At 42.3% G+C, this 17,851-nt stretch carries 19 protein-coding genes; 13 read left to right on the top strand and 6 right to left on the bottom strand.

All coding sequences use genetic code 11. The features are described 5' to 3' along the window. The first annotated feature begins 18 nt into the window (after positions 1-18). The 3 genes from N7U62_RS11170 (at position 19) to N7U62_RS11160 (ending at position 1,357) form a co-directional block, all read left to right on the top strand. Entirely contained in the window at positions 19-591 is a 573-nt protein-coding gene (locus tag N7U62_RS11170; RefSeq protein WP_264138054.1) for a toxin-antitoxin system YwqK family antitoxin, read from the top strand. 120 nt (positions 592-711) lie between these two features. Beyond that, entirely contained in the window at positions 712-1,038 is a 327-nt protein-coding gene (gene trxA, locus N7U62_RS11165) for a thioredoxin (RefSeq protein WP_264138053.1), read from the top strand. 100 nt (positions 1,039-1,138) lie between these two features. Continuing rightward, on the top strand, positions 1,139-1,357 hold the full coding sequence (locus N7U62_RS11160) for a hypothetical protein (RefSeq protein ID WP_264138052.1): 219 nt from the start codon (positions 1,139-1,141) through the stop codon (positions 1,355-1,357). Between the two features lie 70 nt (positions 1,358-1,427). Here N7U62_RS11160 and N7U62_RS11155 read toward each other — a convergent pair whose 3' ends face one another. From N7U62_RS11155 to N7U62_RS11145, 3 genes are all read right to left on the bottom strand, one after another. After that, positions 1,428-1,871, bottom strand: coding sequence for a hypothetical protein (locus tag N7U62_RS11155; protein WP_264138051.1), 444 nt, complete (start codon positions 1,869-1,871; stop codon positions 1,428-1,430). A 117-nt stretch (positions 1,872-1,988) separates the two neighbouring features. Then, positions 1,989-2,843 carry an alpha/beta fold hydrolase gene (locus tag N7U62_RS11150; protein ID WP_264138050.1) on the bottom strand — a complete coding sequence of 285 codons (855 nt, stop codon included), beginning with the start codon at positions 2,841-2,843 and terminating at the stop codon, positions 1,989-1,991. A 38-nt stretch (positions 2,844-2,881) separates the two neighbouring features. After that, positions 2,882-3,481, bottom strand: a complete 600-nt coding sequence (locus tag N7U62_RS11145; protein WP_264138049.1) for a TetR/AcrR family transcriptional regulator — start codon at positions 3,479-3,481, stop codon at positions 2,882-2,884. Between the two features lie 181 nt (positions 3,482-3,662). Here N7U62_RS11145 and N7U62_RS11140 point away from each other — a divergent pair, with 181 nt between their 5' ends. After that, positions 3,663-4,310, top strand: a complete 648-nt coding sequence (locus tag N7U62_RS11140; protein WP_264138048.1) for a T9SS type A sorting domain-containing protein — start codon at positions 3,663-3,665, stop codon at positions 4,308-4,310. On the opposite strand, the gene N7U62_RS11135 is transcribed toward N7U62_RS11140, so the two are convergent. Then, on the bottom strand, positions 4,297-4,665 hold the full coding sequence (locus N7U62_RS11135) for a hypothetical protein (protein ID WP_264138047.1): 369 nt from the start codon (positions 4,663-4,665) through the stop codon (positions 4,297-4,299). The genes N7U62_RS11140 and N7U62_RS11135 overlap by 14 nt on opposite strands. Before the next feature lie 36 nt (positions 4,666-4,701). Continuing rightward, on the bottom strand, positions 4,702-5,256 hold the full coding sequence (locus tag N7U62_RS11130; protein WP_264138046.1) for a TlpA family protein disulfide reductase: 555 nt from the start codon (positions 5,254-5,256) through the stop codon (positions 4,702-4,704). Between the two features lie 132 nt (positions 5,257-5,388). Here N7U62_RS11130 and N7U62_RS11125 point away from each other — a divergent pair, with 132 nt between their 5' ends. The 8 genes from N7U62_RS11125 to N7U62_RS11090 all read left to right on the top strand — a co-directional run bounded on the left by N7U62_RS11125 (position 5,389) and on the right by N7U62_RS11090 (position 15,607). Next, positions 5,389-7,641, top strand: coding sequence for a Tex family protein (locus N7U62_RS11125; protein WP_264138045.1), 2,253 nt, complete (start codon positions 5,389-5,391; stop codon positions 7,639-7,641). 103 nt (positions 7,642-7,744) lie between these two features. Continuing rightward, positions 7,745-9,598 (top strand): hypothetical protein, encoded by a 1,854-nt coding sequence (locus N7U62_RS11120; protein WP_264138044.1) that lies wholly within the window; start codon positions 7,745-7,747, stop codon positions 9,596-9,598. Between the two features lie 140 nt (positions 9,599-9,738). Next, complete coding sequence (locus N7U62_RS11115) at positions 9,739-10,089, top strand: hypothetical protein (protein ID WP_264138043.1); 351 nt, start codon at positions 9,739-9,741, stop codon at positions 10,087-10,089. Positions 10,090-10,189: 100 nt separating this feature from the next. Next, the gene (locus tag N7U62_RS11110) at positions 10,190-11,563 is read left to right on the top strand and encodes a pyridoxal-phosphate dependent enzyme (protein WP_264140429.1); all 1,374 of its coding nucleotides are present in this window, start codon (positions 10,190-10,192) and stop codon (positions 11,561-11,563) included. 16 nt (positions 11,564-11,579) lie between these two features. Beyond that, entirely contained in the window at positions 11,580-12,107 is a 528-nt protein-coding gene (locus N7U62_RS11105; protein ID WP_264138042.1) for a nuclear transport factor 2 family protein, read from the top strand. 9 nt (positions 12,108-12,116) lie between these two features. Next, the gene (locus N7U62_RS11100) at positions 12,117-12,923 is read left to right on the top strand and encodes a PhzF family phenazine biosynthesis protein (RefSeq protein ID WP_264138041.1); all 807 of its coding nucleotides are present in this window, start codon (positions 12,117-12,119) and stop codon (positions 12,921-12,923) included. Between the two features lie 100 nt (positions 12,924-13,023). Continuing rightward, complete coding sequence (locus N7U62_RS11095) at positions 13,024-14,925, top strand: S9 family peptidase (RefSeq protein ID WP_264138040.1); 1,902 nt, start codon at positions 13,024-13,026, stop codon at positions 14,923-14,925. Between the two features lie 205 nt (positions 14,926-15,130). After that, the gene (locus N7U62_RS11090) at positions 15,131-15,607 is read left to right on the top strand and encodes a hypothetical protein (RefSeq protein WP_264138039.1); all 477 of its coding nucleotides are present in this window, start codon (positions 15,131-15,133) and stop codon (positions 15,605-15,607) included. Here N7U62_RS11090 and N7U62_RS11085 read toward each other — a convergent pair whose 3' ends face one another. Next, positions 15,608-16,138 (bottom strand): DUF4442 domain-containing protein, encoded by a 531-nt coding sequence (locus tag N7U62_RS11085; RefSeq protein ID WP_264138038.1) that lies wholly within the window; start codon positions 16,136-16,138, stop codon positions 15,608-15,610. Positions 16,139-16,438: 300 nt separating this feature from the next. On the opposite strand from N7U62_RS11085, the gene N7U62_RS11080 reads away from it, so the two are divergent. After that, the gene (locus N7U62_RS11080) at positions 16,439-17,422 is read left to right on the top strand and encodes a hypothetical protein (protein WP_264138037.1); all 984 of its coding nucleotides are present in this window, start codon (positions 16,439-16,441) and stop codon (positions 17,420-17,422) included. The last annotated feature ends 429 nt before the right edge of the window (positions 17,423-17,851 follow it).

Here is a 17,851-nt window from a genome sequence, read left to right as displayed (position 1 = left end):
ATCAAAAGATTAACTAAGATGAAATATTCATGGATAGCTGCTTTCGTGTGTGCAACTCTTTTTTCTTGTCAGCAATCTTCCATTGGGACAGCCAGTGGTGAGATGGAAGATTTGCCTGAACATGCGGAAGTGGTAGACTACAGTGATGTCCCGGGACTGTCCAAGGCTACAATCAAATTTGGCAACAAGGTGGAGGAAGAAGGTCAATACTTCAATGGAAGACGAAATGGGGCCTGGACCGTATATCACAAGAATGGTATGCCAAAATCAGTCACTTCTTATGTGAATGGATTGAAGCAAGGAGTGCACATGGAATTTGAAGATAATGGTGATCTCAGTTTGTTAGCCAATTATGTGAATGGCTATAGAGATGGGGAATTCACTCTTTATGATAGAGGAAGAAAGTCAGAGTCCCGTTTTTATGTCTTAGATAAGTTGGAAGGGCCAAAGACCAAGTACTACACCAATGGCAAAATCATGGAACAAAGTATGTACAAGGATGGTAAAATTCATGGGACTGCAAAGTGGTTTGATCAGGAGGGAAATGTGACCATACAATATGAGTATGAGAACGGCGAACTGGTTAATTAAAAGTTGATTAGTTTTCTCTATGAGCTCATTCAAAAAAACGATATTCTGTCAAGAACTATTTCTATTATATTTGCGTTTTCAGAGGACAAGAATTAAAGGAATTAATTAAATTTTATAATCATGGGTAACAAAGCAATAGAAATTACTGACAGCAACTTCAACGAAGTTTTACAGTCTGATCAGCCAGTATTAGTGGATTTTTGGGCAGAGTGGTGTGGACCATGTAAGATGATCGGACCAGTTGTCGAAGAGCTAGCTGGTGATTATGAAGGAAAGGCCGTAGTAGGAAAGGTAGATGTAGATTCTAACCCAGAAGTATCTGCTAAGTATGGCGTAAGAAGCATCCCAACTTTGTTGGTATTCAAGAATGGTGAAGTAGTTGACAAGCAAGTAGGAGCAGTTCCAAAAAATGTTTTGGCTGGAAAACTTGATGCTCAATTGGCTTAAGAAATAGAAAGTACGAATCGAAACCCTGATCAATACATTGGTCAGGGTTTTTCTTTTTATAGACTTTGTCTAACTTCCCAGCATAACTAAGAACAGTATTATGAAGAACTACATGAAATTTGCACTAGCCTATATTATTGTTGGCGCCTTTTGTGTCTATTGGGCAATGACTCATTCTCCAAAGGCTGGATTGGGCGATATGATCAAGAATGAATTGTCTGGGTCATATACCATGAGCGAGAATGCATATTACCTCACCGTGTTCGTGGGGGCTGTAGCACTGGTATTGGGTGTGTTGAAACTAATCCGTAAAAAGTAATTGCATATCTGAATTTTGTAATTCAGGATAAAAAAAGCTTCATCGAACTGTTCGATGAAGCTTTTTTGCTTTATTTCCTTTTGATCTCTGACCCCTCTATCCTGACCATCGATGAGCCGTCCTCATCCAGCACTACGTCGATTTGTTTGGTCTCGACGATATGTTGTCCGATAGATTCGTTGACATAGGGAGACAGTACTTCTACACTTTTGTATTTCTTGTTAGATGCTTTGTCAATATTGAAAGCAAACAATTCTATACTTCCAATTTCCTTTTGATCTGCGTCCAGTAGATGCACAAAAAAGTCTATTTTTTGTAGGTCATAAGGAGAGTTGTTTTTTAGTCTGTATTGAATCTCCAGATTGTCCCAGCCATACTTTTCTACTCGTTTGATTTCAAGAATCTCGATGGTCACCTCTTTCTTGATTTGATAAGCCTGATAGGGGGTGATTTCCTGGGCCATGGTGCCGATGGCAGCCAATACTCCCACGACGATTAAACTAATTTTTTTCATAACACTTTCATTTTATTATACACACTATGAAAATAACCAAAAAGAAGGAGCTTTAGTATTTGAACTGTATGAATTTTAGATTGACAGTCAGTTAGTTATGGGTTGTGTCTTTTTTTGTCAATCCGCTATTTTTTCTTGTGTTTGACTTAGCTGCTGGGAAACAAGGTCCAAAACCTTTTCATTCCAAAGCATACGATAGTGTCCTGTTCCTTTGATCATGGTGAGAACGCTATTCGGCCATTGTGAAGCGACCTTTTCTGCATGCCTCTTGTCGATGATTTTATCTTTTTCATCATGGATGATAGTGAGGGAGCGACAGTCCACCTGGTTGCCCATCTTTGATACGCTTACTTGATCCACTGGCTCTCCTAGCAAGGAGGATCCAATATCCAGAACTTTTTGAAATGCAGGAGGGTTGAGTCCGACGAAATCCGCAAATTCCCGGAATACATCATCCAGCTGATCGGGTGTGCTGAGGTAAACCAATTGGTTGACAGGCCATTCCGATCTGGCCAGCGCGTAGGTGGTAACGGCAGATCCAAATGAGTGCGACACGACTGAAAAAGGCTCAACTGGTTTTATAAAATCAATGACTTGCAAAAATGCTTCTTTACAGATTTTGAGATTGGCTCGTTTCAGTTTCGAATAGCCATGAGCCGGTAGATTGAATGCAATGACTCGATGCCCCTCAGCAGCCAGACGGTCCGCAATGGCATAAAGACTCGCAGCACTAGACTCCCATCCATGTACTAAAAACACCAATGGCCCGTCCTCAGACCCCATGCTATAGGCTTGGATATCTTCCAACTGCCAGGGTATGGTAAAGGCTCTCGCCTTTTCAAAAAAAGGTAGCTCTTTGTCTCTGATTTTCTTATTCATTGGGACTTGAAATAAGCTGAAAGCTTGCTTTCCTGCCAGACTAGGTAGGAGTACTGACAGTGTCTTAAAATAGATTTTAATTATTCGTATCATAGGAAAATACCAATTGGTATATTTAGGTTTAAAATTTTTTAATTCTTCATTTCCCTATCAATCATTAGATCGATATGGTCCATCATGTTTTTCATGTTTTCGTTGCTTTTGCATACCACAGCCATAAAAATACTGCCCTGAATCTGGGCGTATATTTTGCTGGCATAGGAGCGTGCGTCCAATTCGCCTTTAATGCTTCCTTCTGATTGCGCTTGTTCGATCACTTCCTGTATGCCCTTAGTCATTTTTCCTATTACAGATACGACTCTATTGTATAGGGCATGGTTGTGATTGAGTGAATCAATGCCTACGTTAAGGACTGGGCAGCCCCCATATTCCGAGACATGATCATAGTAGTTTCTGTAAAAATCAGTGAGTGCCCTTAGCTTAGCAACACCAGTTTGTTGGCTATTGATTGCTTCTATTACTGGCCAGAGTCTGGTCTTTACAGTATAGTTGAAAGCTTTGATTGCCAGATCTTCCTTGTTTTCGAAATTGCCATAGACGGCCCCTTTTGTCAGGCCAGTGGCTTTAGTGATGTCAGACATACTTGTGCCTGTATATCCGTGCTTGTTGAAAAAGGGGGCTACCTTTTCAATGATGTATTGTTTGGTTTTATCAGCTTTAGTTACTGGCATACAAAAGCAAAGGTAGTGAAAATAATAAAATATACCAATTGGTATATTTTAAGGGTTCGTAATTTATCCTCTAGGTCAGACATTTTACCTAATTCTTAAATTAGGCATAAACCTTAGGATGGGATTGGCCAACTGGCTGCATTTTTGCATTGTCTGGATGTGAAACAATCGAGATGCAGCTATGAGTAAAAGAAAGGTATGGTTAGTAGTCTCTGTCCTTTGGGGATTGGGTACGATTCTAGCAGCCAGGGAGGTGATCTCTAATCATCGACCTGACTGGTGGGTGCAGGAGGGGGCTATGTTAGAAGAAACAGTGAGTTCTCAATCCTTCCATCTGGATAAGAGGTCGGATGGTAATTATTTTGTGTGGTCAGCCAGTGAGTTTGAAGGAGCTGTGCTTTTCGAAATGCAAATCAAATCTGCAGCAGATGCTGACTTTCGGACCTTGGAAAGTTGGCATGCCCATCAGGATAGCTATGAATACAAACTGAAGCCTCATCATCTACTCAGCGAGTATCGACTCAAGGTGGTTGGTGAGAACGAAGCGGTCTCCTACAGCGAAACGGTAGAGCTACAGCCAGGAGAGGCAGACGAACTTATGCTTTATCCTAATCCCACAAGAGGCAATGTGAAAATTACCGGACCTGAAATCCTTTCTTATCAATTAGTGGATGTAAGAGGAAATGTGCTGGTGACAGGAAATCCAAGTGCCAATATGGAGGTAGAAATGGTTGTTTCAGCAGAGCTATTCCGATCTGAGGATGGTTTGTATTTTTTGAAGTGCCAAACCACCCATGGGTCTCAAGTCATTCAAGTCAAGAAGATTTAGCTTTCTTTTCTATTTTATTGGAGATGAACTCGTCCATACGAGACAATAGTCTCCACCATTCAGAGCCGTCTTCACGAAAATCCCTGATGGCACCTGCACGAACCAGGATTTTTCGCAGCTCGTCATCGTCAAATCCTCCCAGGTGTTTTTTGATCACCTCGAAAGATCTATCAGTAAAGCTCTTATGACTCAAAAAATGCTTGACAGTTTCTTCGGCCATGAACTCTGTTTTGTTGGCCAGTTTTAATTTCTCTGTTTCGTGAGCAAATTGTCGTTTTTGAAAAAGGTAGCTCATGATGCCGCCTAGTGCCGTGCCGGCCAAAGCGGAAATAGCTGGTATCAGTGTTTCAATCATCGGCTAAAGATAATCGGCGAAACTCAATCTGTCAATCTATAAGCCCATCAAGAACTCCTGAAAACTTTCTGTATTGTATTTGGCCATCCCTGATCTACTAGCAGCAATCTTACCTTCTGGGCTGATCACGTAGGTGGTCGGGATTGCCTGACTCTGAAATACAGCGGGTCTCGCAGTGACCAATTGATAAATAGGGAAGGAGTATTCTTTTCTGGTTTTAAAGGCTTTGGCTTTTTCAAAATCATCATCTAAACTGACCATCACAAATGTCACAGCAGAGGGATCCATTTCCTCATATAAGTTGTGTATGTCAGGCATCTCGGCGATACATGGAGGACACCATGTTGCCCAAAAATTCAGAAATACTGTTTTGCCTTTGAAATTCTCGAAAGGCACGCGCTCTCCAGCTTCATTCAAGAGCATAAATCGATAGTCGGCCTTCAGATCTTTTTCTACGATGTCCGGTTGGAAAATTCTTGTTTCTAATAACCCACGTTGCAGCAATGCAGCTGCGTCCTTCAGATAGCCGGTAATATATAGTGTGCCAAATATCGCTGCTATTACACCCCATTCAATCCATTGTTTTTTCATCTCCTCGTCCCTTAAATATTGTGGATAATTTTTTCGTAATTAATACAATTCCTAGACCAAAATAATTCCCCGAAGGGGTTACTTTTGGCACCCCCAAAAATATAATTTGAACGAATACTATTAATCAAGGTCATGAGTCAACAACACATTTCGAAAATAGCTTCCGAACTGAACCTAAGTCCATCTAAAGTTACCGCTACCATCGCTCTACTAGACGAGGGGGCTACCGTTCCCTTTATCTCCCGATATCGAAAGGAGATGACTGGAAGCATGGATGAGGTGCAAGTAGCAGATGTCAAAGACATGATTCAGCGTCTGAGGGATTTGGACAAGCGTCGAGAGGCTATCTTGAAATCTATCGACGAACAGGGTAAGTTGACTCCTGAGCTGAAAAAGAAAATAGAGGCAACCGAAACGCTGGCTGTATTGGAAGATATTTATTTGCCTTACAAACCAAAAAGAAAAACCAAGGCATCCATTGCCAAAGAGAAAGGTTTGGAGCCGTTGGCAGAGGTATTGTTCAAGCAAGGACTCGATGATCCGGAAACGCTCGCAGAAAAATATGTGAGTGAAGAGAAGGAAGTAGCTGATGTAGATGCGGCCCTACAGGGAGCTAGAGATATCATTGCAGAATGGGTCAATGAGAACAGTGAGGTACGTGCAGCGATGAGAAAGCTTTTCTTGCAGGAAGGTGTGGTCAAGTCGACTGTGATGAAAGGCAAGGAAGAAGAAGGACAGAAATACAAAGACTACTTCGAATGGGACGAGCCGTTGAAGGGTATCCCTTCTCACAGGTTGCTGGCCATGAGACGTGGAGAGAAAGAAATGATTCTCTCTTTGGATATCTGCCCGGAAGAAGGTCGAGCCATTCAGTTGTTGGAAGATAAAGTGTTGACAGGCCAGAATGCGTGCGCGGAGCAAGTGAAATTGGCTGTCAGCGATTGTTATAAGAGACTATTGAAGCCATCGATGGAGACTGAATCCAGGGTCGAGTCGAAGAAGAAGGCTGATGAGGAGGCCATTGCTGTTTTCTCTGACAATTTGAGGCAATTACTGTTGGCACCAGCCTTAGGACAAAAGAATGTAATGGCGATTGATCCGGGCTTCCGTACGGGCTGCAAAGTAGTATGTCTGGATCGTCAGGGTAAGCTGTTGGAATTTGAAGCCATCTACCCCAATGCTCCTCAAAACAGAAGATTGGAATCAGGAGCAGTAGTTAAGCTCTTTGTAGAAAAGCACAACATAGAAGCCATTGCTATTGGTAATGGAACCGCCAGCCGTGAAACAGAGAGTTTCGTGAGAGGTCTCGGTTTACCATCTAACATCATCATCGCCATGGTCAATGAAAGTGGTGCTTCGATCTACTCGGCTTCTCAGGTGGCTCGTGAGGAATTTCCTGATCAGGATGTAACTGTACGTGGGGCTGTCTCGATTGGTAGAAGGATGATGGATCCATTGGCAGAACTGGTGAAAATCGATGCGAAATCTATCGGTGTAGGCCAGTATCAGCACGACGTAGACCAAAACTCCCTCAAGGGTTCTTTGGACGATGTAGTGGGTAGCTGTGTGAACGGCGTGGGAGTAGAGTTGAATACGGCGAGTAAGCAACTCTTGACCTATGTCTCTGGATTAGGTCCTCAGTTGGCTGACAATATCGTCAAGCACAGAGAGGCCAATGGCCCCTTCCAAAGCAGAAAGGATCTTTTGGAAGTCCCTCGTATGGGAGCTAAGGCTTTCGAGCAGGCGGCTGGTTTCTTGCGCATTCGCAATGGAAAGAATATTCTGGACAGAAGTGCCGTTCACCCTGAGCGATACAAACTGGTAGAAAAAATGGCTAAGGACATCAATGCTTCGGTAGAAAGTCTGATGTCCGATGCTGAGATGAGAGCGAAGATTAACCCTAAGAATTATGTGTCTGAAGAAGTAGGACTACCTACGCTGGAAGATATCATGAAGGAATTGGACAAACCGGGACGTGACCCTCGTGACAAGTATGAGGTGTTTTCTTTCCAGGAAGGAGTGAACGAAATGAGTGATCTCAAAGTAGGAATGAAGCTACCAGGTATCGTGACTAATATTACCAAGTTCGGGGCATTTGTAGATGTTGGGGTTCATCAGGATGGGTTGGTACACGTCAGCCAGTTGTCTGACAATTTCGTGAGTGATCCGTCTACTGTGGTGAAGCTTCAGCAACAAGTGATGGTGACTGTGACTGAAGTGAATATTGCTCAAAAGAGAATCTCTCTTTCTCTCAAGTCTGATCCTTTCGGAAAGGCCCCTGCGAATCGTAATGAAAGGAAACAAAACAAAAAAGCGGATCAGAATGTCCCAGATGGAGATTTGCAATCAAAATTGGCTATGCTCAAAGGGAAATTTAATAGCTAATATTTCGTTGCATAGACATGGCTATGGTTTTTCATCGGAAAATCCATAATTTCATGCTTTGAAAGTACCTTTAATTGGAACTGAATCTACGAAAACAAACACTATGTTGACTATAAGAAAACCTATTCTGACTCTCGTTTTTGCGTTGGTGGCTTTGAGCTCATTAGCACAAAGAATCAAATACAAGGATGTCTATCCTATGTTGGAGGTTAAGAATTATGATGCTGCTATACCCATGTTGAGGCAGTTCTTGTCTGATGATAAGAACGATGATCATGCCAATGCACACCTGCAGATGGGGATGTATTACGAAGGGAAAGTTGCAAATTACCATTTGATCGAAGACTCAACTGCGATCATTTCAGCGGCAGATTCTGCTTTGTTTTATTTTGAAAAAGCCAGTAAGCTTATCGATGACAAAGAGTTGCGTAAGAATGATGAGTACTATCAAATGTACTACCGAAGAGATTTGCGTACCGGTGATTTTGGAATCAAACTTTCGGATGTGCAACTGGATGTCGAGAATAAGATAAAGGCCACTCGAGCCATCGTAGAAAATGCTGGAGAAGTGTACCAAACGCTTTTCACGATTAACAAGAATTACGGCTTTTGTCATGATGCCTACGCGAGTTTTGTATCAAGGTATAGAACTAAGAAGAATTTCTACATCAGGTGTAATCAGGATCAACTGGATACTTTGGAGTTGATCATTAGCAAGATGTCCTTTATAGAGTCAGACTTCAAAAAAGTACGAGATGCTGTCAGTTTAACTGGCGTGAAGGGCTATAGTCCAGAATTGGAATTTATGCCGATTTATGAATTTGGGATAGATGGAGTCAGTGAAGTGAACTTTTTTGCCAATGATGTCAAAGCCTGGGACTTTGGTAACTGGGCTGATGAAAGCCTAAAGGATATCGAACGCAATGTGTTGACGATGAAAAAAGCAGTGGTGCATTTCGAGCACAAGCTGAAGGCAGAGCATGAACAGTTGGAAGGGCTCGCAACTCTTACTCCTGATCAACTGACTCTATCTATCGATAATGAGTTGTTGGCAAGTATGCATGAGCATGATACTGAGCCATTGCCTGAGAAACTATTTAATATCTGGATTAATCGAAACATCTACACTTATCTAACCAAGCCTTTACAAAACCCCAGGGTGGAGGATGAGTCTAATGTGGATTATCAATTGATGTTGACTGATAGTATCATGAGCATTCTTGATAAAATAGAGAAGGATGCGTCGACACTAAAAGAACCTTATATAACTGAAGGACGTCACAAATATCCTGCTTTGGTAGATGGAGAGTATGGTGGCGATTTTGGTCTCATCAAATTGAGACAGCAAATGGAAAGCTTTGTCGATCAGGGCCGTGTGAAATGGGAGGAGAAGAATGATTTGTTCAAAGAAAGAAGTAAATGGGGTGTAAGCCCAGATGGTGCAGATTCACTGTATTTGGCTGCTTCAGTAGATTCTCTGAGTGCGCCTAGATACTTGAGCGACTACTATGTGTTGGCTACAATGAGAGACGATTCAGCCAATATTTATGCAGTTGGCCTGGATTTTAAAAATGGAGACAAAGGCTTCCTGGCCATGATAGACAAAGGCAGAATCATTCAATGGAAAAAGGAATTTAATCTCAATGGCTTTAAATATGACAAGTCTAATCTGTTGGTGTTTGGAGAATTTATCCCAGCTCAGGAAGGAAATGTAGCGGCCTATATGTTCAGCCTGGCGGATGCCTCGACTAGTAGCATGATAGCGGTGTCTTATGATAAAAACGGGACGAAAAACTGGGTGAATCCTATGGATGCTCCGAGAAAACCCGTATCAGTGAAGTTGAATGATATTGTGAAAGAAACCATCTTTTATTTTATCACAGAGGAAGAATTAGAAACCTATGTGGGAGATGATCCCCCATACAAGGTGATCGATAGAACAGGAAATGTCAGATAAGATTAATTACATAAAACATACACTCAAAGCGCTTCTGATAGGAAGCGTTTTGTTTTCGTGTCAGGACGATATCACAACCAATTTCAAGGGTATTGAGGCCAATCGCCTGTTGTCAAACGACTTTTATAAAAGTTGGGAACGTGTGTTCTCGAATTGAGGATGGAGAGCAAATCGAGGTGTCTTCATGTGAAGATCTGAATACTCTCACCTTTGCTAATATCTCTAATGAGGAAGATGATCCTGACTCAGTATTTATTCTTAATCGTCCCTTTGACTGTGGCAATGGTGTGGATTCCCTGTTACTATATGCGGCAAATTATGTTGTTGATCAGGATGCTCAAGGCGTATTTGAAAATGGGGTGGTGTTTACAGATGAGGTTTTGTCTGATATCAATAGGATGGAGATTACAGAACTGACTTCTGAGTATTTGAGCGTAGAATATGTCCAGGACGGAAAAAGAGTTCAGGAATCTTACGTTCAATATCCCTGATCTAAGTAGCTAATAAACCTTTCTTTTAATACTCTCCTTTTCTTGGGTGCCTATTGAGGAATATCTTCTTATTTTTAGAGAAGACAACAAACCCAAGATGATGAAATACTATAACTCTATTATTGAAACCATAGGAGATACTCCTTTGGTTAAGCTCAGTCATGTGACGAAAGGAATACCCGGGACTATTCTGGTCAAGCTGGAATACTTCAATCCTGGGAATTCGATGAAGGACCGTATGGCACTGAAAATGATTGAAGATGCAGAAAAGGAGGGCTTATTAAAGCCCGGCGGTACGATCATAGAAGGTACTTCTGGCAATACCGGTATGGGACTTGCACTTGCGGCTATTGCTAAAGGCTACAAATGCATTTTTACCTTAGCTGACAAACAGAGTCAGGAAAAGATAGACATACTAAAAGCAGTGGGAGCGGAGGTCTATGTGTGCCCCACCAACGTATCTTCGGATGATCCACGATCTTATTATTCCGTAGCGAAAAAGCTGAATCAGGATATCCCGAATTCTTTCTATCCTAATCAATATGATAACCTGTCCAATAAGCTGGCTCACTATGAAAGTACGGGTCCGGAAATTTGGAGAGATACGGATGGAAAAATCACCCACTATGCTGCAGGAGTGGGGACAGGAGGGTCGATGTGCGGTGTTTCGCAATATCTGAAGGAGCACAATCCAGAGGTTGTGACGGTGGGGATTGATACCTATGGATCGGTGTTTAAGAAATATAAGGAAACCGGTCAGTTCGATCAAAATGAAATATATCCGTATCTGACGGAAGGAATAGGAGAGGATATTTTGCCCAAAAATGTAGAGTTCGATCTGATTGATCATTTTGTGAAGGTGACAGACAAAGATGGAGCGATCATGACCCGTCGTTTGGCTCGTGAAGAGGGGATGTTTGTGGGTTGGTCATGTGGCTCTGCTGTGCATGGGGCTCTGGAGTATGCCAAAGAGCATCTAACTGATGATGATGTGATGGTCATCATCATGCCGGACCATGGCACGCGATATCTCGGAAAGGTCTATAATGACAATTGGATGAAAGATCACGGTTTTTTGGAGGGTAGGAATTTTGCGACCGCTCGGCAGATCGTAAGTCAGAGGTCAGAGGACAATGAACTTTTTGTGCTGCCCTCTAAAAGCAGCATTGGAGAAGCCATTGCTCAGATGAATACCCATGGAATCGATCAGGCACCTGTCGTAGATGGGGATCAGTTCGTTGGGAGTGTTTCTGATTCCAAAATATTGAAAAATTTGATTGAAAAACCAGAGCTTAGAGAGCAGCCTGTCTCGGAAATCATGGATGGAAGTTTTAATTTTATTGCCATGGACACGACTGTGGATGTGATGTCGACTTTGCTCAACAAAGATTCCAAGGCACTACTCGTCAGAGATGAGAACAATCGGGTTCATATCATCACACAATCCGATTTGCTGGTGTCGCTTACTAATTAACAAACCAAGTTTATCTATGAAATATACCCATGTGTTATTCTTGTCGCTGATTCTGTTTTCCTGTAGTGGAGACGTATTTACTCAATCAGATATTCAAGTAGTTGAGGCTTTTACTGAGGCGATAGAAGAGAAGAATTTTGCGGTGCTTGATTCGCTGACCAAGGACGATTTTATATTGGTAGGTCCTGCTATAGGCGATACCATCAGCAAGAAGCAGTTTATTGACAACTGGAAGGCAAATACTGCCAATTATATCAAGTCTATTGAGTTTGAACATTCTCAGCTTTCGGGCCTTTCCATCCCAACTGATACGCTCTTTGGCAACTGGATAGGAAAATGGTCGGTGGCCAGAATTAATTATCAGGCAGATAGTCTGACGCCAGTTACACTACTATTGAGCAATGCTTTCCTGGTAGTGGAGGGGAAGCTATCCAAAGGAGTATTGATTTATGATCGAGCAGATATGTATGATCAACAGGACTATTTTTTTGGAAACCTCGAGGATCAATTGTCAGTAGGTAAGTTGATAAAGGACAAACGCTAAACCGATACTATGAAAATAAAAACCTATACGCTCGATTCTTTTACGAATCATCCCTTTAGCGGTAATCCCGCGGCTGTATGTCAGTTGAAGGAGACTCTGGACGAATTGATGATGCAGCAAATTGCTCAGGAATTCAACCTGTCAGAAACTGCTTTTTTGATTCCACAGGATGGATATTATGACATCCGATTTTTCTCTCCATTCAAGGAAATTCCACTCTGTGGGCATGCGACTTTGGCTTCTGCCAAGATGCTATTCACGACCAAACAAATGGATGAAGTGGCATTTAAGACGATCGAAGGGTTGATGCTAAAATGCTATAAGCGAGACAATCAGGTGATGATGAAATTTCCACTTTATGAAACACAGCCAGCTGATGCACCAAAGGCGATGATTGATGCTTTGGGGGATATTAATCTGATAGACGTGAGGCATTGTCGCGAGACGAATATGCTTTTGATCGAAATGGAATCTGCAGAACGATTGAAAGAGCTAGATCCTGATTTTGTTGCCTTGAAGAAAAGTCATGACAGCATTAGTGGGCTCATCGTTACCTCCTCAGGTGATCATATCTATGACTTTTATTCCAGGTATTTTTGGCCATGGTCTGGGGGCAATGAAGACCCGGTGACAGGTGCGGCCCATACGGTGCTGGCTAAATATTGGGGCGATAAATTGGCGAAAGTGAACATGAAAGCATATCAGTCCTCTGCCAGAGGAGGGTATATGGAACTCTTTATTGCTTCGGCAGACGAGTTGCAAATAACCAGTACTGCGGTAGTAGTGCATACGGGTGATTTTTTACTGCCTGATTAATTGGTAAGCCCCATCATTGAAACCAACCGTCAGTGGATTTAATTAAGTCGAGCAACGGTATTTTTAGTATATTGATTGCCCAAACATATTCAATTGACCCATGAGAAAATTCAGCTATTTATTTCTATTTGTCTTATTGTCATTTGGCTTAAATGCCCAATCTGTCATGACCCCAGAGCTTCTTTGGGAGCTGGGCAGGGTAAGTCCGGCAGGTCTTTCGGAGGATGGTCAGCAGGTGGTATATGCGGTGACCAGCTACAGCGTGGATCAGAACAATAAATCGACTCAATATTACTCTATTCCCATAACTGGTGGCGAGCCTAAGGAGATTTCAGATCCCTATGAATTGATAGAAAATCCGAATTATTCTAGAGATGGGAAATACAAATTGAGCCATAGGCCAGTGAAGGTTGCGAATGTATATGGAAGCGACTATTATCCCGATTTGGAAGAATCAGAGGCCCAGATCTACGATGACCTGATGTATAGACATTGGGATACCTGGGCGGATGGTAGTTACAACCACGTGATCATGACCAACCTCGAAACGGGAGAGGAGACCGATATCATGGCCAATAAATTATTTCACTGTCCTACTATGCCGTTCGGCGGGGAGGAAGATTATATATGGAATCCGAGAAGTCACCAAGTGCTGTATGTGACCAAAACGAAGGTAGGGTCGGCCTACGCAAAGAGTACCAATACGGACATTTTTGTTTATGATTTAAACTCTCAAACGACTATCAATCTGACCAAAGGAATGATGGGATATGACAATAGTCCCGCGTACAGTCCAAAAGGCGTATTAGCCTGGCTGAGTATGAAGCGAGATGGCTATGAGTCGGACAAGAATGATATTGTAGTTTTATACAGAGGAGGAAAGTTCAACCTCACAGAGAACTGGGATGGTACAGTCAATAGTTTCTTCTGGGGAGAAAAAGGGAAGTATATCTATTTCGTGGCTCCAGTAGGTGGGACACAGCAATTGTTTGTGGTTGATTTTCCTGGTAAGTCCAAGAAGCAGCCTACGGTTCGTCAGATTACTAATGGGCAGTTCGATGTAGTCAATATTGCAGGGCAGTCTGGAGATGTGATGGTCGTGGGTCGTAGAGACATGAATCATTCGACGGAGCTCTTTACAGTTAATCTGAAGGATGGGAAAATGAAGCAGCTGACCCATGTGAATGATGAGGCCTATGCCTCTATCGCGATGAGCAAAGTTGACAAGCGAATGGTCAAAACAACTGATGGTAAGGACATGGTCACCTGGGTGATATATCCGCCAAATTTTGATCCTACCAAAAAATACCCAACGCTGCTGTATTGCCAGGGAGGTCCTCAGGGAGCCTTGAGTCAGTTTTATTCTGTTCGTTGGAATTTTCAACTGATGGCAGCCAATGGCTATATCGTAGTAGCTCCAAATCGTCGAGGCATGCCGGGTCATGGAGTAGAATGGAATGAGCAAATCAGCAAGGATTACGGAGGACAAAATATGCAGGACTATCTATCGGCTATAGATGATGTGGCCAAGGAGCCTTATGTAGATACCGATCGATTGGGAGCTGTGGGTGCTAGTTATGGTGGCTATTCCGTGTTTTATCTGGCCGGAATCCATGAGGGTAGGTTCAAGAGTTTCATTGCACATGATGGCATCTTTAACTGGCGCAGTATGTATGGTACTACCGAAGAAATGTTCTTTGTGAACTGGGATCTGGGTGGACCATATTGGGAAAAGGATAATGAAGCTGCCCAAAGAACCTATGATGAATTCAATCCAATCAATTTTGTAGAGAAATGGGATACGCCGATTATGATCGTGCAGGGAGGTAAGGATTATCGAGTGCCTATTGGTCAGGGCTTAGAAGCTTTCCAGGCTGCTCAGCTGAAAGGGATCAAAAGTCGATTGCTTTATCTGCCAAATGAGAACCACTGGGTGCTGACTGCACAGAATGGAATCGTCTGGCAGAGGGAGTTTTTTCGATGGTTGTCAGAGACCCTTTGATGCTGCTATTATCAAGGGTGCTGTTGGTATAAAAAAACGATGAAAGTACACGATTGGCTAGGAGTAATTTGAACTGAGAATGCTTGAAATAAGCTGTATACGCTATTTAATAAGTAGATATACCTATTTTTTTATTTAAGAGTTTACTTTTTTGATGATGATAAAGCTTTGACTCTCTTTGTGCTAGGGATTAAATGTCATTAAAATGAGAAAAGTAGCTTTAGTATTAGCCATTCTAACCGTCACAGTAATGACGGCCAGTGCACAGAGAGAAACACTTTGGAAAAGCACAAATGTAGAATTAGAAGAGTATACCAAGGAAAGTGGTGAGGTAGTTTACCATGTATATTCTAAAGAAATGAAGTACGAGGAGATGTTTTATCTTCTGACCGTCAGCAGCGGTGAAATTGCAGAGGTTTATGAGGACATGCAGTACTTTGACAAGATCTGTGAATTGCCAAAAGGAACTTCTGAAACCAGAAAAGGAATGGATATTGCCTCGAGAGATGGCAGGTCAATCTTTGTCGTTGTGGAAGGTGAAGTAGGGTTTACAGCGATCTTTCACCACGATCTAAAACGTGTGATGAAGAAGTTGGAAAATAGAGCAGAAGAAAGAGGCGTGAGCCTAACGGGTACCACAGGTGCAGTAAGTCAGGCCGCAGATGCCACTCAAGCTAAGTAATTAGCTTTTGAGTTTCTGACGCTTTCGGCGTTTTTCTTTAAAGAAAGATTTAGAACTTATATAGATGGTCTTTTCCACTTCGGAGAAGACCATTTCTTTTTTACGGGCATCGGTGATTTGAACCTTTTTCACAATGTCGATTTCTCCTTTTTCAGATACATCTGATTTGATCTGATCGATCTCCTCCTGGCTAAATTTGAAACAAGCCCATGCATCTGCATGAGCAGGTCGGATAAAATGTATGGTAGATCTCTTGTCCCAGACCACATAGTCTTTGCCCAATATCTGTAGCAACTGAATCATATAGATAGGATCAGTAGCCGAAAATAAACTGCCTCCAAACATGGTCCCGACATAGTTACGGTTACGATAGGTCAGCGGGAGCTTCACATCTACTCGTAAGATATCGTCTGAAACATAGGTTAACCGTCCACAGCTCCTACGGTACATCGGCGCAATGTTGAACATCCATTTGAATATAGTAGAGGTCTTGAAAAAGCGATTCAAGAATTGAAAAATTCGGTCGTACATTTTAGGTATTGGGATAATTGTTAATGGTATTTCTTGTCGAAATATAGGTCAGAATTTCATGATAAACCTAGGGGGCAATCGCAAATGTCTGTTGGCTGCCTAAGACCTATCTGGTGACCGTCGGTCCTGATAATTCACATTCAACCATGAAAAACTTTCGGGTAAAAAACCATCTCAATTGTGAGATGAGACGGTTTTTGAAGAAAAAGTAAATCTTTTTTTGAATCCCATAAATCCAGCTGGTGAAGGGCTCTCGTAGGTATGAGTGTAATTGAAAAAGTAAAATCAAATATTAGAAAAATGCTAAATACTAAAAATTATCTACCGAGAATATGGAATGTACTGATGCTGGGAGTTGCCTTTGTTGGCCTGGTATCATGTAGCGAAGACGATGGAACGGATGGAGAGATGATGTCGATGAAATACGATTATGCTTTTCACAATGGACAGACCGTAGCGAGCGCCCCTTATGATGGAATGCACGACGCGACCTTGTCTGCACAGTTGATGTTAGAAGAAATGGATGGCGGAACAATGGTGACCGTCATGCTGATGAATACAGTGGATGGCGAGATGTATCCTGTCCATGCGCATGATGCAGCTGATCCTGCCTCTACTCCGAATGGTACTCCATACAACGAGTCGCCTAATTCAGATCTATTGGTTCAGATGGCTGCTGGTAACGGAGGGACTGTGACGGTATCACAGATGACCGAAATGAGCTATGAGGAAATCACTTCTTCGTACGAAGGCTTTTTGGTGGTGCATGATCCCTTGCAGGATATCAACACCGCTGATATCTCTACTTATTTGATCGTAGGGTCTTTCGCCAGAGAGCAAGCTATGCCAGCGTATGAATCGATGAGTTTCAGCTATGACTTCAATACAGGCCAGGTGGCAGAAGCCTATGCCTACAGTGGCAATCATGCAGATAACCTGAGCGCGATGATTACTGTACAAGAATTGGCTGAGGGTCAGTCAAGAGTGACAGTAGATATCATGAATACGATGGATGGCGAAACGTATCATACGCACTCACATGATGCAGCTGATCCAGCAGAGACACCAAATGGTACTCCATATATCGAATCTCCTAATTCTGATGTATTTGTACAGATGATCATGGGCAATGGTATGACAGCCAGAGGTTCTCAAATCAGCACCTATTCTTACACAGACCTGACGACTAGCTATGAGGCATTCTTCGTAGTGCACGATCCCTTGCAAACCATCACCACGACTGATCCTACTACTTATGTGATTTTAGGATCTTTCGCGAGATAAGAACTTAGTTGGTTAATTCTGTTCTCATGGAACAGGTTGAGTTTAGAGCCCCATTTTTGGGGCTCTTTTTCAATTATAGGGGATAGGAGCACGTATAGGCTGTTTTTGTTGAAAGTGTAAATGCTACACTTCACCGGAATAAAAATGAAGTTCACCGAAATCGTCTTTTGGCAAGGGGTTTGCTGTGCTATAATTGTATCGTAGTTAATCACAAAGAACTACTCGCCGATGAAACACTCGGCCACTGAAATAGAATAGTAATTTAGTCTTTCATAATCATGCTTAAGCTGCTGGTCCGGACGGGATGAGCAGCTTTTCTTTTTTATAGGGTTTTGTAAATCCAATTACTACTGACTCTTCCGGATCAGTCCGTATTTCGGATCAGTACTGTAAAGTACGGGATTTGGAAAAATCAAGAATCAGTCACTA

Origin of the sequence: Reichenbachiella ulvae (genome assembly GCF_025833875.1) — a bacterium.
GTDB lineage: Bacteria > Bacteroidota > Bacteroidia > Cytophagales > Cyclobacteriaceae > Reichenbachiella > Reichenbachiella ulvae.
This window is presented reverse-complemented; position numbering and strand designations above follow the sequence as displayed.

Coding starts and splice junctions, on each gene's coding strand:
- N7U62_RS11160 (WP_264138052.1), top strand. CDS start 1,139: ATGAAGAACTACATGAAATTTGCACTAGCCTATATTATTGTTGGCGCC.
- trxA (WP_264138053.1), top strand. CDS start 712: ATGGGTAACAAAGCAATAGAAATTACTGACAGCAACTTCAACGAAGTT.
- N7U62_RS11155 (WP_264138051.1), bottom strand. CDS start 1,871: ATGAAAAAAATTAGTTTAATCGTCGTGGGAGTATTGGCTGCCATCGGC.
- N7U62_RS11140 (WP_264138048.1), top strand. CDS start 3,663: ATGAGTAAAAGAAAGGTATGGTTAGTAGTCTCTGTCCTTTGGGGATTG.
- N7U62_RS11120 (WP_264138044.1), top strand. CDS start 7,745: ATGTTGACTATAAGAAAACCTATTCTGACTCTCGTTTTTGCGTTGGTG.
- N7U62_RS11150 (WP_264138050.1), bottom strand. CDS start 2,843: ATGATACGAATAATTAAAATCTATTTTAAGACACTGTCAGTACTCCTA.
- N7U62_RS11105 (WP_264138042.1), top strand. CDS start 11,580: ATGAAATATACCCATGTGTTATTCTTGTCGCTGATTCTGTTTTCCTGT.
- N7U62_RS11170 (WP_264138054.1), top strand. CDS start 19: ATGAAATATTCATGGATAGCTGCTTTCGTGTGTGCAACTCTTTTTTCT.
- N7U62_RS11110 (WP_264140429.1), top strand. CDS start 10,190: ATGAAATACTATAACTCTATTATTGAAACCATAGGAGATACTCCTTTG.
- N7U62_RS11100 (WP_264138041.1), top strand. CDS start 12,117: ATGAAAATAAAAACCTATACGCTCGATTCTTTTACGAATCATCCCTTT.
- N7U62_RS11085 (WP_264138038.1), bottom strand. CDS start 16,138: ATGTACGACCGAATTTTTCAATTCTTGAATCGCTTTTTCAAGACCTCT.
- N7U62_RS11135 (WP_264138047.1), bottom strand. CDS start 4,665: ATGATTGAAACACTGATACCAGCTATTTCCGCTTTGGCCGGCACGGCA.
- N7U62_RS11130 (WP_264138046.1), bottom strand. CDS start 5,256: ATGAAAAAACAATGGATTGAATGGGGTGTAATAGCAGCGATATTTGGC.
- N7U62_RS11080 (WP_264138037.1), top strand. CDS start 16,439: ATGCTAAATACTAAAAATTATCTACCGAGAATATGGAATGTACTGATG.
- N7U62_RS11095 (WP_264138040.1), top strand. CDS start 13,024: ATGAGAAAATTCAGCTATTTATTTCTATTTGTCTTATTGTCATTTGGC.
- N7U62_RS11145 (WP_264138049.1), bottom strand. CDS start 3,481: ATGCCAGTAACTAAAGCTGATAAAACCAAACAATACATCATTGAAAAG.
- N7U62_RS11090 (WP_264138039.1), top strand. CDS start 15,131: ATGAGAAAAGTAGCTTTAGTATTAGCCATTCTAACCGTCACAGTAATG.
- N7U62_RS11125 (WP_264138045.1), top strand. CDS start 5,389: ATGAGTCAACAACACATTTCGAAAATAGCTTCCGAACTGAACCTAAGT.